Source organism: Mycobacterium hackensackense (genome assembly GCF_025822555.1).
Classification (GTDB): domain Bacteria; phylum Actinomycetota; class Actinomycetes; order Mycobacteriales; family Mycobacteriaceae; genus Mycobacterium; species Mycobacterium fluoranthenivorans.
In genome coordinates this window covers 670,393-682,823 of sequence record NZ_JACKUC010000029.1, presented here as the reverse complement: position 1 = coordinate 682,823, position 12,431 = coordinate 670,393, and the positions used below count along the sequence as shown (strand labels likewise).

Genomic DNA, 12,431 nt, shown 5'->3' with positions numbered 1-12,431 from the left:
TCACTCTAACGGACTGGTCGCAGTGGAACCGATGGTCAGCGAGAAGAACAGTGCCAGAACATATTCAGCCATTCAGCGTACAGGTGACGGGGTGGTCGTGACGGCAATCCGCGAACTGAAGTCGATCATCCCTCCGGTGCGAGATCCGGCGAAGCGGAACCAGGTTCCGATTCACCTGTCTACGATGAACGGCATCTCATCACAGGGGGCACGCATGACCGAACTCCGCTCCGCCGAGCGAGCCCGCAATCGCTGACCTCGTTTCGAATGACGGCGGCACCGGGCGGGTGGAGCCCGGGGTCGCTGCGACGTTCACGTTGTCCGATCTGATTGCGGCGATCGAAGAGCGCCGACAGGTCGAGATTGCGATCGGGGTGCTGATGGGCTTGCGCAATTGTTCGCAGGACGACGCGCTCACTGACTTCGGTGATGCGGTGCGCGAATCACGGGTGAAGGCTATCGGCCTCGCCACCGCACTGATAGAGGCCGCCGACGGCACCCTGCCGCCAGGGTGCGGCGCCGAGGTGCATCGCCGCTGGGGTCACTTGCTGTAGCGAGAGAACGCGCCGCCACAACGGATTCGCTTCCCTGTGGTCACGAGCGGTGTGATCGCGGCATTCGTGTGGCGGTGTCCGGGCCGCCACCTGACATCGACGAAACCACATGTGCTGCAAAAGTTTTGGTCCGTCGTTCGGCTCGGCGGGGCGGTCATGGACCTTGCGTCTGCTGCGCTGTTGCCGCTCGGCGTATACTGGACGATATCGGCGGTATCCCGCACACCTGGCCAACTAGAGCCGTGTCATCGCTGATCCGAAGTATCTGGCTGATCGCCAAGAATGGACCGTCGTCATGACGTCACACCAGTCACGCAAGAATGATTCGAACGGAACGGTCCCGGCAGAGACGCCGCGACTGCGTCTGAAGCCCAAGGCGCCCCCGCAGGGCCGGACGGACGGGGCGTGGTGGCCGCACGGCGACGACCTTGCTGCCGAGTTGCCTGATCTGTTGGCAGTGCTGTCGGTTCGACTCGGCCGCATCGAGCGAGTGTTGTACAACTCCAATGAGTGGACGGCGCCGCCACGCAAGCTCGTCACCGGTGGCCGAACCGTTCGTCTCGACGGATATGTGCGGCAACCTGTCGGCACGATCGAGATTCTCGGGCTGGACGGGGAACGCGTGATCGTGGAGGTCATTCCGCCGGGCGAGGAGGCTGGTTCCGCGCACAGCAAGATGATGGCTGCGGCGCAACCAGCCGAGGTGGATGCGTCTGAGGCCACACAGCATCCCTCGCTGATGGCGATGGGAACCTGACCGGCGCCCACCGTTGCTGGCGGCGACGTATCCGCCCTCGCGCGAGATCGTCTGTGTACCAGTTGATTCGATGAGTCGGCGGGACCGCACTCGGTCCCAGTCGGCGATGTGTCACACGGAGTGTCGCCAGGGAGTAGCGTAGAGGGTGTCGAGCGGTGTCATATTGACCTAACAGGCTTGACGGAACAGGACGCCATGAACGCCCCGACAACCATCCGTACGCCCTACCAAAGGCGCGTCGAACTCGTCAAAGAGACTCTGCTGACCTCGGCGACCCTCGATGACGACAGCGCCGGCAAGCTCGCCGTGCAGGTGCTGCATGCGCTCGACACCATCCCCGAGAAGATCCGCTAGAGCGATCGCACAGGGCCTGCAGTGGTGCCCTGACCGCGTCTGGCGCTCCGAAAATGTGTTTACGCAGGTCAGATGTTGTTTTTGAAGATCGGCCCCGGCCACAGGTCGGGGCCGATCCTTCTTCCATCGGTCCGTAGCGGGCGTGCCACTGCTCGCCTCGCTAAGGTGAGCCGGAATCAAGCATGTAGGCGTGGCACTGTCGGCACGCCGCCGTAGCAGTTCTCGTGAACATATGGATCGGCGGAAACCATCAGCATTCTCATCCGTGAGGTCGGAGCCCATCTCGACGTGGACATCGCCGCCCCGGCTGCCCTGGAGTTTCAGATTGCCGTCGCTCCGCATCCCGGAGCGCAGGTATCGGAGTCGTTGACCTTCGTTTTGAACGGGCAATCGGTCTGTCCGGAGGAGATCACCGGTGTACACGGCAACAGGATCCACAAACTGGAAGCTGCGGCGGGCTGGCTGACCGTCGACTACGCCGCGACGATCGTCGGCCGGAGCGAGCCCGCACCGGTCACCGATTACGACCTGTCCCAGTATCTGCGGCCGAGCCGCTACGCCGAATCGGACAAGTTCTTCGGTTTCGCCGGGTTCGAGTTCGGTCAATTCAGCGACAAGGCAACGCTGTTGGCCAAGATCTCATCCTGGGTCGGGGCCCGTTTGAGCTATGTGCCCGGATCCAGCGACCCCATCGACGGCGCCGAGGACACCTTGCTGGCGGGGGCGGGAGTGTGCCGCGACTACGCCCATCTGGTCGTGGCGCTGCTGCGTGCGGTGAACGTCCCGGCCCGCCTGGTCGCCGCGTACGCCCCGGGCTGTGTCCCCATGGATTTTCACGCCGTCGCCGAGGCTTTCGTGGACGGGCAGTGGCGCGTCGTGGATGCCACCTGCCTGGCGCCACGCCAGACACTGGTCCGGATCGCCACCGGACGCGACGCCGCGGACACGGCCTTCCTCGACAATCACGGCGGTTCGATCACCCTCACCAACATGGTGGTGACCGCGACGACCAATCAGGACCTGCCGTTCGACCCTTTGGACGAGTTGGTGTCGATCGGTTGATGGCCGGATGGTCGGGTCTGCCTTCGACCGCGGCCATGCCGCCGCCCCGCGCTGCGCGCCGTCGTTGACGATGTCTGGATGAGACGGCTGGATTAGAACCCGCCGCTCCTGGGTATCCCATCCTTTGTCGGAGTCGTCAATAACTTTAGGAGCGTCAGGTGATCGTCTTAGGCATCATCCTCATCGCGATCGGCTATCTTTTGCCGGTCCCGGCCGTCATCGCCACCATTGGCTGGATCGTTCTGGTCGTAGGCCTGGTGCTATTGGTTCTGGGCCAGATCGGGCGCCCGATCGGGGGCCGAAAAGTCTGGTATTGATCGCGCGGTAGTGCCGCGCGAGCGTCGTATACCGAAGTGCCCTCAGCGTTCTGGCCGGGGGCACTTCGGCACGCGTATGACCCGAAGCCCGTGTGCGGCCGCTCAACCCGTGTTCACTCCGCCGGCCCGTGACTCGGCAGCGGCCTTCTTGTCCGCATACATGAGCTCATCGGCGAGGGTGAGTAGTTCGTCCAAGGTGTGTGAGGACTCCGGATGGGTCAGGGCCAGGCCCACACTCGCTGACAACCGATAGGGGCGTGCCTGCGTCGTATTGAACGTGCGGAACGCCTCGGCCAGACGATCCTTGAGTCCGGCCGTGTCTCGGCCGGGTTCTGCGACCAGAACACAGAACTCGTCACCGCCTATCCGGGCAAGGATGTCCGACTCGCGCAGCATGGTCCGCAGCACGTCGCCTACGTCGGCGATGAGGGAGTCGCCGGCGTCATGTCCCAGCTCGTCGTTCACCCGTTTGAGCCCGTCGACATCGATATAGGCGAGCAGACAGTGGTGGTTGTTCCGGCGGGCCGCGCGCAGCGCCGACTCGCCGAGAAGGTAGAAGCCGCGGCGATTGGTGAGTCCGGTCAGGTCGTCGGTGAGGGACATCTGGTGGATCTCCTCGTTCGCCCGCTCGAGATCGGCGGTGCGATCACGCACCCGCTGCTCCAACTCCGCGTAGATGCGCACGTTCTCCATGGCGATCGAAGTGGAGTCCGCGAGGGCCTGCAACAGGGATACCTCGCGTGAGGTCGCGGCACGTTCCTGAGCCCAGTAGGCGCCGATCGCCCCCACCGGGTCGAGTGTGCGGATCGGCACCATCACCAGGCTGTGGACGAAGGTCGGGCGGTACGCGGCGTGCGGGATACGGGCATCGGCATAGATGTCCGGAATGACGACGGCGGCGCGGTTGAGCATGACCCAACCGCTGATACAAGTCGTTATGGGAAAGCGGCCGCCCTTCCACAGCGGGGCAATGGCGTCCTCGTCGGCGTAGTAGCACATCCCGTTGTCGCGCAACACGAAGGTGGTGCCGTCGCAGCCGATGAGCTCACGCGCGGAGGTGCGCACGATCCGCTGGATGTCGGGCAGACTGCGCGCCAGTGACAATTCCTGCACCGCATGCACCAGGCGTTCCATGCCGCGTAGATAGTCGACTTCGGTGAACCGATCGTCGTACCCGTCGCTCGGCTTGGGCGATACCAGCGGGGCGTTCACACCCACCTCCTGCGGGCTTCGATTCTGCTTGCGGTGGGGTACAGCGCGAACTGCGAAGTCACCTTACCGGCGGTTCGCTGGGATGGCGCGCGTGCGCGGAAGGCTGCGCCAACGTGTGGTGTCACATCGTGTGAACGGTTGCCGAAGCCCGGTCGGCCGTGCGCGGCTGCCTGAGCATGCGCTGCTTAGGTTAGCCTGCACTGCATGGGAACCGCGCAGGGTGTCGTCACCGAAGTCAGCGATATCGGCCCACATATCCGCCGGGTGGTGTTCGAGGTGCCGGATCTGGACTCGCTCGGATTGCCCGACGCCGGCGACGCCGCACTCGGCCTCTACTTTCCCGAGCCGGGCCAGCCCGGTCCGCCGGATATGGACGGTGAACCCGAGGGCCGCAATTACAGCGTGCGTCGCCGCGACGGACGGCAGGTCACCTGCGACTTCGTCCTGCATGAACGCGGACTGGCCGCCCGATGGGTGCGGCGGGCGGCCCCGGGCCAGCGGGTGGCGGTGGACCACGCGCGCAGCTGGTACCGACCCGAGCCGGCCACCTCATGGCAGCTGCTGGTGGCTGACCTCTCCGGCCTTCCGGCACTGGCCCGCATACTGGACGAACTTCCGGCCGATACCGAGGCCGCAGCGATCGTGGAGGTCGCCGACCGCGCCGATCTGAACTATCTGCCGCAGCGGTCCGATATCCCCGTCGTGGGCACCATCGGGACCGGCAACGGACTCGCCCCCAGCAGGTTGCCCGAGCTGGTCCGCGCTCACCCACATCCCGGCGGCCGGGGATACTGCTGGTTCGCCGGGGAAGCGCAGGCCACCCGCATGGTCCGCAAGTACCTGCGCAGCGAATACGGTTGGGTGCCAGACCAATACGACATCGTCGGCTATTGGCGCTTCGACTCCGAGACCTGGGATCGCAAGTACGAGGCGGTCAGTGTCGAGGTCGAAGCCATCTACGAGCGTGCGCTGGCCGACGGTAAGAGCGCGAAGGCCGCGGCCGAGGAATACGACCTGGCGCTCGAGCGCGTGGGCCTGTAGTCGATGGCGACAGCGACCGCGGAACCCGAACTCGGTGCCCCGCAGCGCAGGCGTCTGGCAGGACTGGCGTTCTGTGCTGCGGTGCTGGTGCTGGTGTGTGTGCTGAGCCTGGCCGTCGGCACGCAGACCGTCGATCTGTCCACGGTCTGGCACGCCGTGACCGACTACACCGACACCGGCAACCAGTGGATCGTGTATGAACTGCGCATCCCGCGCACCGTGTTGGGCATCGTCGTCGGCATCGCGCTCGGCCTGTCTGGGGCGCTGATCCAGGGCATCACCCGCAACCCGTTGGCCGACAGTCAGATCTTGGGCCTGGAAGGGGTCGCCGGGCTGTTCGTGGTGTCGGCGATCGCGTTCTTGGGCTTTCAGTCGCTGTCGAGTTACCTCTGGTTCGCCTTTCTCGGCACCTTCGTGGCGATGCTCGCGGTCTACGGGGTGGCCGCGTCCGGCCGGCTGACGGCAACGCCGGTGCGGATGCTGTTGGCCGGCGTCGCGATAGGGGCAGTGGCCGACGGGATCTCGTTCGCCGTCCGGCTGCGCCACCCGCGGGCCTTCGACTCGATGCGGTTCTGGGACGCCGGCGCGCTCGACGGCAGGCCGTTGGAGGTCGCCGCCACGGTCGTCCCGTTCGTCATCGTCGGTGCGGTGCTGTGTCTGTACGTCAGCCATGGGCTCAACGCCGTCGCGCTCGGCGATGATCTCGCGGTGGCCATGGGCGGCAACGTGGTCCGCACCAGAGTGCTCGGGCTGCTGGCGGTGACCCTGCTGACCGGCGCTGCGACGGCGGCGGCCGGGCCGATCGGATTCGTGGGTCTGATGGTGCCGCACGCCGTGCGATGGTTCACCGGGCCGGACTGGCGCTGGATCTGTGCCTACTGTGTGCTCGCCGCGCCGGCGCTACTGCTCGCCGCCGACGTGGTCGGTCGGGTCGTGGTGCCACCGGGGGAACTGCCCGCCGGCATCGTCACCGCGTTCCTCGGTGCCCCGGTGTTGATCTGGCTGGTCCGTCGCACCAAGGCGAGCGGCCTGTGAATCGGCTCCAGCCCGTCGATTTCGGGCGCCCTCAGCTGGTGCTGCGCCGTGAACCGACACTGGCACTGCGGGCATCGTGGCGCAGTATCGTCGTGCTCTCGGCACTCGGGATCGGCGCCGCGGCCCTGGCGGTGCTGGCGCTCGGTGTGGGGGAGTACCCGGTGTCACCCGCCGAGGTGATCGGCGTGCTGACCGGTCGGGAACAGGGGTTCGTCAATGTCCTGGTGCTGCAATGGCGACTGCCCAGGATTGTGCTCGCCCTGGTGATCGGTGCGGCCCTGGGCATGTCGGGCGCCATCTTCCAAGCGCTGACCCGAAACCCGCTGGGCAGTCCCGATGTCATCGGGTTCAACTTCGGCGCCTACACCGGTGCGTTGGTGGTCATCGGTGCCTTCGGCGGCGGGTACTACCTCACCGCACTCGGTGGGGTGATCGGTGGTCTGCTCACCGCGGTGGTGGTCTACCTCCTGGCCTACCGCAACGGGATGGCCGGCTTCCGGCTCATCATCGTCGGTATCGGCGTGGGCGCCATGCTCAGCTCGCTGAATCAGTGGATCATCCTGAAAATCAAATTGCACCAGGCGATCACGGCCGCCGTCTGGCAGCAGGGCGCCCTCAACGGGCTGCGCTGGGAACAGGCCGTCCCCGTGCTGGTGTGTGTCGCGATCGTGGTGGTCATCCTGGTGCCGATCGGCCCGCAGTTGTCGATCCTGCAGTTGGGTGACGACGCGGCGGGAGGTCTCGGACTTCAGCCCGAGCGAGCCCGCATCGCCTATTTCGGTGTGGGCGTGCTGCTCATCGCGGTGGCCACTGCGGCGGCCGGGCCCATCTCGTTCGTGGCGCTGGCCGCGCCCCAACTGGCCCGTCGGGTGGTGGGCACACCGGGTGTCGGGCTCATCTCGTCGGCGGTCATGGGCGCGTTCCTGCTGCTGTCCAGCGATCTGATCGCGCTGAGAATCTTTGCCCCGGACGAACTTCCGGTGGGTGCGGTCACCGTGGTGGCCGGCGGGGCGTATCTGATCTGGCTGCTTGTCATGCAGGCCCGGCGGCAATAGAGGGGAAGTGCAATGACGGATCTGGGCGCACGCGGCTTGTCGCTGGGATACGGCGATCGTCGCATCGTCGACGGATTGACGGTGGATATCGCCGAGGGGGCCATCACCGCGATCGTCGGTCCGAACGCCTGCGGCAAGTCCACCCTGTTGCGGGGGCTGGCGCGGTTGCTGCGTCCGATAGCCGGTCAGGTCGTTCTCGACGGTGCCGATATCGCCGGGCTGCGGACCAAGGATGTTGCCCGCAAGCTGGGGTTGCTGCCGCAGACCTCCACCGCGCCCGAGGGCATCACGGTCGCAGACCTGGTGGCACGCGGCAGGTTTCCGCATCAGCGGGTGTTACGGCAGTACTCGCGTTCCGATCAGCAGGCGGTGGCTGACGCCATGGCGGCCACCGGTGTCACCGCGATCTCCGGCCGGCCCGTCGATGAGCTCTCCGGCGGGCAGCGTCAGCGGGTGTGGGTGTCGATGGTGCTGGCCCAGGACACGCAGGTGATCCTGCTCGATGAGCCGACCACATATCTGGACATCGCCCACCAGATCGAACTGCTGGACCTCTTCGTGGAACTGAACGCCACCGGGGGCCGCACCATCGTGGCGGTGCTGCACGATCTGAACCATGCTTGCCGATTCGCCGACCGGATCATCGCCATGAAGTCGGGTGCCATTGTGGCCCAGGGCGATCCGGCTGAGGTGATCACCGCGGAACTGGTCGAGGAGGTCTACGGCCTGAAATGCCAGATCATCGACGACCCGGAGACCGGGACGCCGTTGGTGATACCCCGGGCATCCGCTCGCGACAAGGCGCGGGCGGACACCCGGGGCACGCGTTAAGAACTCGACAGGTCGGTGACCGGCTTGCCCGTCAGCGCATTGCTCAGCTGCGGGGTCAGCACGTTCAGCGCGTACAGCAGCGCTTCGGGTCCGCTGTAGGTCAGCGCGCCACTCAGCGTGGAGTCCGAACCGGCATACAGCGCACGGCCGTCCTGCACGACCTTCAGCCGGGAGAACGCCGGAGATCCTGCGACCTGCTCCTTGGAGAGGCCGTTGACGAACAGCACGTCGCCCTCCAGCAGGGACAGTTTCTCGTCCGACACGTCACCGGAGTCCTGCTGGGCCTTGAAGCCCAGCGCGTCGAACAACTGGCGACGCGGATCGCCGGCCGGGAGCAGGTACTGCGAGTTCAATTCGGTGGTGTAGTCGGCCACCAGAGTCTTGTCGGCGAACTCGGGGTGCGCGGTCTTGGTCTCGTCGATCTTCGTCTTGACCTTGTCGACGAGGGCTTGGGCTTGTGTCTCCTTGCCCAGGGCCTTGCCGATCGTCAGAAGCTGCACGTCCCAGGGGGTTTCCTCGTCGGCGTACTTGTCGGATTGGACCACGGTCGGCGCAATTTGCGACAACTGGTCGTAGGTCTTCTTGTCGATGGTCTCGTAGATGGCGAAGATGACGTCCGGCTTTGCCTTGGCAATGGCCTCGTAGTTGATCTCGTCGCCCGGGATGACGGGCACACCCTTACCGCCGGTGGCCTCCTTTACCCACGGGAAGTTGTTGTAGTTGTCGAAGAAGCTGCGGGTACCCACCGGCACGACGCCGAGGGCGAGCACATCGTCCTGGTCGTTCCAGCCCACCGTGACCACCCGCTGCGGGTTGGCGGGAACCTTGGTTTCGCCGAATTTATGTGCGATGGAGACGGATTCCGCCGCCGCCGTGGTGCTGGAGGCGGCGTTCTCGTTCTTGGCGGTCGACCCGCCGCAGCCGACCAAGAGGCCGGTGCCGAGCGCCGCAGCGGCCAACATGATCGTGGTACGCCGGAAGACCATTCCGAGGTTTGTAAGCGACATAAGGTTAGGTTAACCTACGCTCCGTGGCTGACTGCCAATCGGGTGCGAACTAACTTAACAACTGTTGGAGGGACATATGTTCCGAACCATGCTGGGGGGCAAGGTGCACCGCGCCACCGTCACCCAGGCCGATCTGCACTACGTAGGATCGATCACCATCGACCAAGACCTGATGCAAGCCGCCGACATCCTCGAGGGCGAGCAGGTCGACGTCGTGGACATCACCAACGGTGCGCGCCTGACCACGTACGCGATCACCGGGGCGGCCGGCTCTGGGGTGATCGGGATCAACGGGGCGGCAGCGCATTTGATCAATCCGGGCGACCTGGTCATCATCATGTCCTTCCGGACGCTCGACGACCGGGAGATCGCCGATCACGCACCCCGGGTGGTGCACGTCGATGAGCGCAATCGCATCGTGGCCCTGGGCTCCGACCCTTCCGAGCCGGTGCCCGGTGCGATCAACCAGATGGCGGGAGCCTGATGTCCTTCAGTTCCGGAAATGGCGATTCTGGCAACGCGATAGGCCGCGTGCTCGACGTTGTCGGCGTGGGCTTTGGCCCGTCGAACCTCGGTCTGGCAATTGCGATCGAGGAACACAACCACGACCGGGGACCCAATCCGGCCATCGCCGCCGAGTTCATCGAGGCAAAGCCGGAATTCGGCTGGCACACAGGAATGCTCATTCCCGGCACGACGATGCAGATCTCGTTCCTGAAGGACTTGGCCAGCCAGCGCAACGTGCGCAGCCGGTACACCTTCCTGAGCTATCTGACCGACCGTGGCCGACTCAGTGACTTCATCAATCACCAGACGTTCTTCCCGACCCGGCTCGAGTTCCACGACTACCTGGAGTGGGCGGCGGCGCGGGTCGCAGCCACGGTGCACTACGGCACCCGCGCGGTGGCGGTTCGTGACGAGGGAGACTGGCTCGCCATCGAAGTCGTACGCGATGGTCAGTCATCCACGCTGCGGGCCCGCGCCGTGGTGCTCGCAGGCGGGCTGCGGGCGCAGTTGCCGATCGGGGTCACCGAGACTGCGCGGCAGTTCCACAATCACGAGCTACTGAGCAAACTCCCGAAGGTGCCGTCGACGACCAATCACCGGTTCGTCGTGGTGGGGGCCGGCCAGAGCGCGGCCGAGGTCACCGACTATCTGCACGTCACCTACCCCGATGCGGAGGTGCACGGGGTATTCGCCAAGTACGGCTACAGCCCGGCGGACGACAGTCCTTACGCCAACCGCGTTTTCGATCCCGCCGCAGTCGACGATTTCTACATGGCCGCGCCGACGGTCCGGCAGCGGCTGATGGACTACCACCGGGCCACCAACTACTCGTGCGTGGATCTGCCGCTCATCGAGGAGCTCTACACCCGCGAGTACGCCGAGCGGGTCGCGGGTAAGCGCCGGCTCTTCTTCCGCGGTGCGTCGAGCGTGCAGGGCGCCGTGGAGCACGACACCGGTGTCCGGGTGACGATCGAGCATCACCCCACTCGCACGGTAGAGGTGTTGGACTGCGATGCGGTGGTCTACGCGACCGGCTTCATCCCGATGCCGTTGCCGGAGATACTCGGCGACCTGTACGAGGCGGGCGAATTCGGGGTGGATCTGCCCGAATTGACCCGCGACTACCGATTGCGGACGTCCCGGGACATCTCCGGCGCCATCTACCTGCAGGGCGGCACCGAGCACACGCACGGACTGAGTTCATCGCTGCTGTCGAATGTGGCGGTCCGCAGCGGTGAGATCGTCGAGTCCATCGCGCGCCGCGTGGAGGCCGGTCGGCGTACCCACGAATTGGTCGGAGGTCACTGACCCGATCACGAAAGCACGTGCACGATAGCGGGGTTGGAGATGTCCAACCCCGCTATCGGGGGTTCACGGACGATCGGTCAGGTACCCGCCGCCGCGCCCGAAGTACTCCAGGGCGGGCAGCTCGGTACCGTCGTCCAGGCGAACCCGGTGGATCACCAAGCCGGGCTCCTGCCCGCGGTGCGCCTCGGCTCCGGTGACGATCACCATGCCGTCACCTTCGGCGATGAAGACGCGACCCGGTGTGCCTCCGTATCGATAACGCGATACCGCGGCCTTGAGGATCCGGATTCGTTCACCGCGGTAGTAGGTGACCGCATTCGGATAAGGGTCGGACAATGCGCGCACGAACCGGTCCAATTCCGCTGCGGACCAACGCCAGTCGATGAGACTGTCGCGTGCCGAGCGTTTGTGGAAGAACGTGCGCTCATCGAGGTTCTGGGGTGTCCAGGTGGCCGCCCCGCGCTCGATGAGGTCGAGGGACTCGATCAGCACCTCGGGAATGAGGTCGATGGTGGCGCGCACCAACTCGGTTCCGGTGTCCGCAGGGCCGATCGGGATGGCGCGTTGCAGCACGATATCGCCGGTGTCCAGGTCATCGTCCATCCGGTGAGCCGTCAGTCCAACCTCGTTGGCGCCACTGATCATTGCCCAGATCACCGGCGAGAATCCGGTGAACCGGGGCAGCATCGAATCGTGCAGGTTGAGGGTGCCGTGCGGTGGTAGGTCGAACAACTCGCGGGGCAGCCAGGTCCGCCAGTTGTTGGCCACCATGATGTCGGGCTGTGCGCTGCGGACCCGCTCGATCAGGGCATCATCGGGTCGTTGGGCCAAACACACCGGAATACCGTGGTCACGGGCCAGATCTTCGACGGAATCCGCCCAAATCGATTCGTAGGGCTGATCACTCGGTGGGTGGGTGACGACCAGCACGACTTCGTGAGGTGATTTGATGAGTGCCTCCAGGGTCTTGTGTCCCCAGGTCTGGTACCCGAACATTGCTACCCGCATGTCTCACCTTCTGTATCCGGCCGTCTTTGGCAAGCCTAACCTTTGATAGGGTGTCCAGGTTCAGGCGGGCGTGTCACAGGCACGCCGACAGCCACGCACTGCTGAGGAGACTTTGTGTCGGGCAACCCCTTTGACGACGAGACCGCGACGTTCTATGTGCTGGTCAACGACGAGGAACAACATTCGTTGTGGCCCACGTTCAAGCAGGTGCCGGGTGGATGGACCATCGCCTTCGGCGCCGATGGCCAGACCGGCCGCCAGGCGTGTCTGGATTACGTCGAGCAGAACTGGACGGACATGCGGCCGAAAAGCCTTCGGCTGCGGATGGCTGCGGCGGGCGGCCCGGCGCTGGGTGACGGCTCATCGTAAGCACCGGCGGCGCA

The 12,431-nt window shown here is 65.3% G+C and carries 15 protein-coding genes; 12 read left to right on the top strand and 3 right to left on the bottom strand.

What is annotated here, in order from left to right:
* The first annotated feature begins 317 nt into the window (after window positions 1-317).
* The 5 genes from H7J86_RS06295 (at window position 318) to H7J86_RS06275 (ending at window position 3,044) form a co-directional block, all read left to right on the top strand.
* Window positions 318-554, top strand: coding sequence for an ANTAR domain-containing protein (locus tag H7J86_RS06295; protein WP_267289953.1), 237 nt, complete (start codon window positions 318-320; stop codon window positions 552-554).
* A 295-nt stretch (window positions 555-849) separates the two neighbouring features.
* Window positions 850-1,311, top strand: coding sequence for a DUF5994 family protein (locus H7J86_RS06290; protein ID WP_267289951.1), 462 nt, complete (start codon window positions 850-852; stop codon window positions 1,309-1,311).
* 195 nt (window positions 1,312-1,506) lie between these two features.
* The gene (locus H7J86_RS06285; RefSeq protein ID WP_170847159.1) at window positions 1,507-1,665 is read left to right on the top strand and encodes a DUF6307 family protein; all 159 of its coding nucleotides are present in this window, start codon (window positions 1,507-1,509) and stop codon (window positions 1,663-1,665) included.
* A gap of 255 nt (window positions 1,666-1,920) precedes the next feature.
* Entirely contained in the window at window positions 1,921-2,727 is an 807-nt protein-coding gene (locus tag H7J86_RS06280) for a transglutaminase-like domain-containing protein (RefSeq protein WP_090355153.1), read from the top strand.
* A gap of 158 nt (window positions 2,728-2,885) precedes the next feature.
* Window positions 2,886-3,044 (top strand): DUF6131 family protein, encoded by a 159-nt coding sequence (locus H7J86_RS06275; protein ID WP_090355150.1) that lies wholly within the window; start codon window positions 2,886-2,888, stop codon window positions 3,042-3,044.
* Between the two features lie 102 nt (window positions 3,045-3,146).
* Here H7J86_RS06275 and H7J86_RS06270 read toward each other — a convergent pair whose 3' ends face one another.
* Window positions 3,147-4,256: a GGDEF domain-containing protein gene (locus H7J86_RS06270; RefSeq protein ID WP_372517223.1), complete on the bottom strand. Its 1,110-nt coding sequence runs from the start codon at window positions 4,254-4,256 to the stop codon at window positions 3,147-3,149.
* Between the two features lie 204 nt (window positions 4,257-4,460).
* Here H7J86_RS06270 and H7J86_RS06265 point away from each other — a divergent pair, with 204 nt between their 5' ends.
* Genes H7J86_RS06265 through H7J86_RS06250 form a run of 4 tightly spaced genes read left to right on the top strand, consistent with a single transcriptional unit; the run spans window position 4,461 to window position 8,218 of the window.
* Window positions 4,461-5,297, top strand: a complete 837-nt coding sequence (locus H7J86_RS06265; RefSeq protein WP_267289949.1) for a siderophore-interacting protein — start codon at window positions 4,461-4,463, stop codon at window positions 5,295-5,297.
* 3 nt (window positions 5,298-5,300) lie between these two features.
* Window positions 5,301-6,332 carry a FecCD family ABC transporter permease gene (locus H7J86_RS06260; RefSeq protein ID WP_267289947.1) on the top strand — a complete coding sequence of 344 codons (1,032 nt, stop codon included), beginning with the start codon at window positions 5,301-5,303 and terminating at the stop codon, window positions 6,330-6,332.
* The gene (locus H7J86_RS06255; protein WP_267289945.1) at window positions 6,329-7,387 is read left to right on the top strand and encodes a FecCD family ABC transporter permease; all 1,059 of its coding nucleotides are present in this window, start codon (window positions 6,329-6,331) and stop codon (window positions 7,385-7,387) included. Before H7J86_RS06260 ends, H7J86_RS06255 begins: the two co-directional genes overlap by 4 nt.
* 12 nt (window positions 7,388-7,399) lie before the next feature.
* Entirely contained in the window at window positions 7,400-8,218 is an 819-nt protein-coding gene (locus H7J86_RS06250) for an ABC transporter ATP-binding protein (protein ID WP_267289943.1), read from the top strand.
* On the opposite strand, the gene H7J86_RS06245 is transcribed toward H7J86_RS06250, so the two are convergent.
* Complete coding sequence (locus H7J86_RS06245) at window positions 8,215-9,225, bottom strand: iron-siderophore ABC transporter substrate-binding protein (protein WP_267289941.1); 1,011 nt, start codon at window positions 9,223-9,225, stop codon at window positions 8,215-8,217. The genes H7J86_RS06250 and H7J86_RS06245 overlap by 4 nt on opposite strands.
* A 76-nt stretch (window positions 9,226-9,301) precedes the next feature.
* Between H7J86_RS06245 and panD the strand changes: the two genes are divergently transcribed.
* A complete protein-coding gene (gene panD, locus H7J86_RS06240; protein ID WP_267289939.1) occupies window positions 9,302-9,709 on the top strand; it encodes an aspartate 1-decarboxylase in 408 nt (135 codons plus the stop codon).
* Window positions 9,709-11,040, top strand: a complete 1,332-nt coding sequence (locus tag H7J86_RS06235; protein WP_267289937.1) for a lysine N(6)-hydroxylase/L-ornithine N(5)-oxygenase family protein — start codon at window positions 9,709-9,711, stop codon at window positions 11,038-11,040. Before panD ends, H7J86_RS06235 begins: the two co-directional genes overlap by 1 nt.
* A 63-nt stretch (window positions 11,041-11,103) precedes the next feature.
* On the opposite strand, the gene H7J86_RS06230 is transcribed toward H7J86_RS06235, so the two are convergent.
* Window positions 11,104-12,048, bottom strand: a complete 945-nt coding sequence (locus H7J86_RS06230) for a methionyl-tRNA formyltransferase (RefSeq protein ID WP_167157962.1) — start codon at window positions 12,046-12,048, stop codon at window positions 11,104-11,106.
* A 114-nt stretch (window positions 12,049-12,162) separates the two neighbouring features.
* Between H7J86_RS06230 and H7J86_RS06225 the strand changes: the two genes are divergently transcribed.
* Entirely contained in the window at window positions 12,163-12,417 is a 255-nt protein-coding gene (locus H7J86_RS06225) for an MbtH family protein (protein WP_090355129.1), read from the top strand.
* Window positions 12,418-12,431 lie beyond the last annotated feature (14 nt).

What these genes read in the sequence shown, in the direction of transcription:
- H7J86_RS06250 (WP_267289943.1), top strand. Translation starts at nt 7,400, where the DNA reads ATGACGGATCTGGGCGCACGCGGCTTGTCGCTGGGATACGGCGATCGT.
- H7J86_RS06245 (WP_267289941.1), bottom strand. Translation starts at nt 9,225, where the DNA reads ATGTCGCTTACAAACCTCGGAATGGTCTTCCGGCGTACCACGATCATG.
- panD (WP_267289939.1), top strand. Translation starts at nt 9,302, where the DNA reads ATGTTCCGAACCATGCTGGGGGGCAAGGTGCACCGCGCCACCGTCACC.
- H7J86_RS06290 (WP_267289951.1), top strand. Translation starts at nt 850, where the DNA reads ATGACGTCACACCAGTCACGCAAGAATGATTCGAACGGAACGGTCCCG.
- H7J86_RS06265 (WP_267289949.1), top strand. Translation starts at nt 4,461, where the DNA reads ATGGGAACCGCGCAGGGTGTCGTCACCGAAGTCAGCGATATCGGCCCA.
- H7J86_RS06260 (WP_267289947.1), top strand. Translation starts at nt 5,301, where the DNA reads ATGGCGACAGCGACCGCGGAACCCGAACTCGGTGCCCCGCAGCGCAGG.
- H7J86_RS06235 (WP_267289937.1), top strand. Translation starts at nt 9,709, where the DNA reads ATGTCCTTCAGTTCCGGAAATGGCGATTCTGGCAACGCGATAGGCCGC.
- H7J86_RS06285 (WP_170847159.1), top strand. Translation starts at nt 1,507, where the DNA reads ATGAACGCCCCGACAACCATCCGTACGCCCTACCAAAGGCGCGTCGAA.
- H7J86_RS06230 (WP_167157962.1), bottom strand. Translation starts at nt 12,048, where the DNA reads ATGCGGGTAGCAATGTTCGGGTACCAGACCTGGGGACACAAGACCCTG.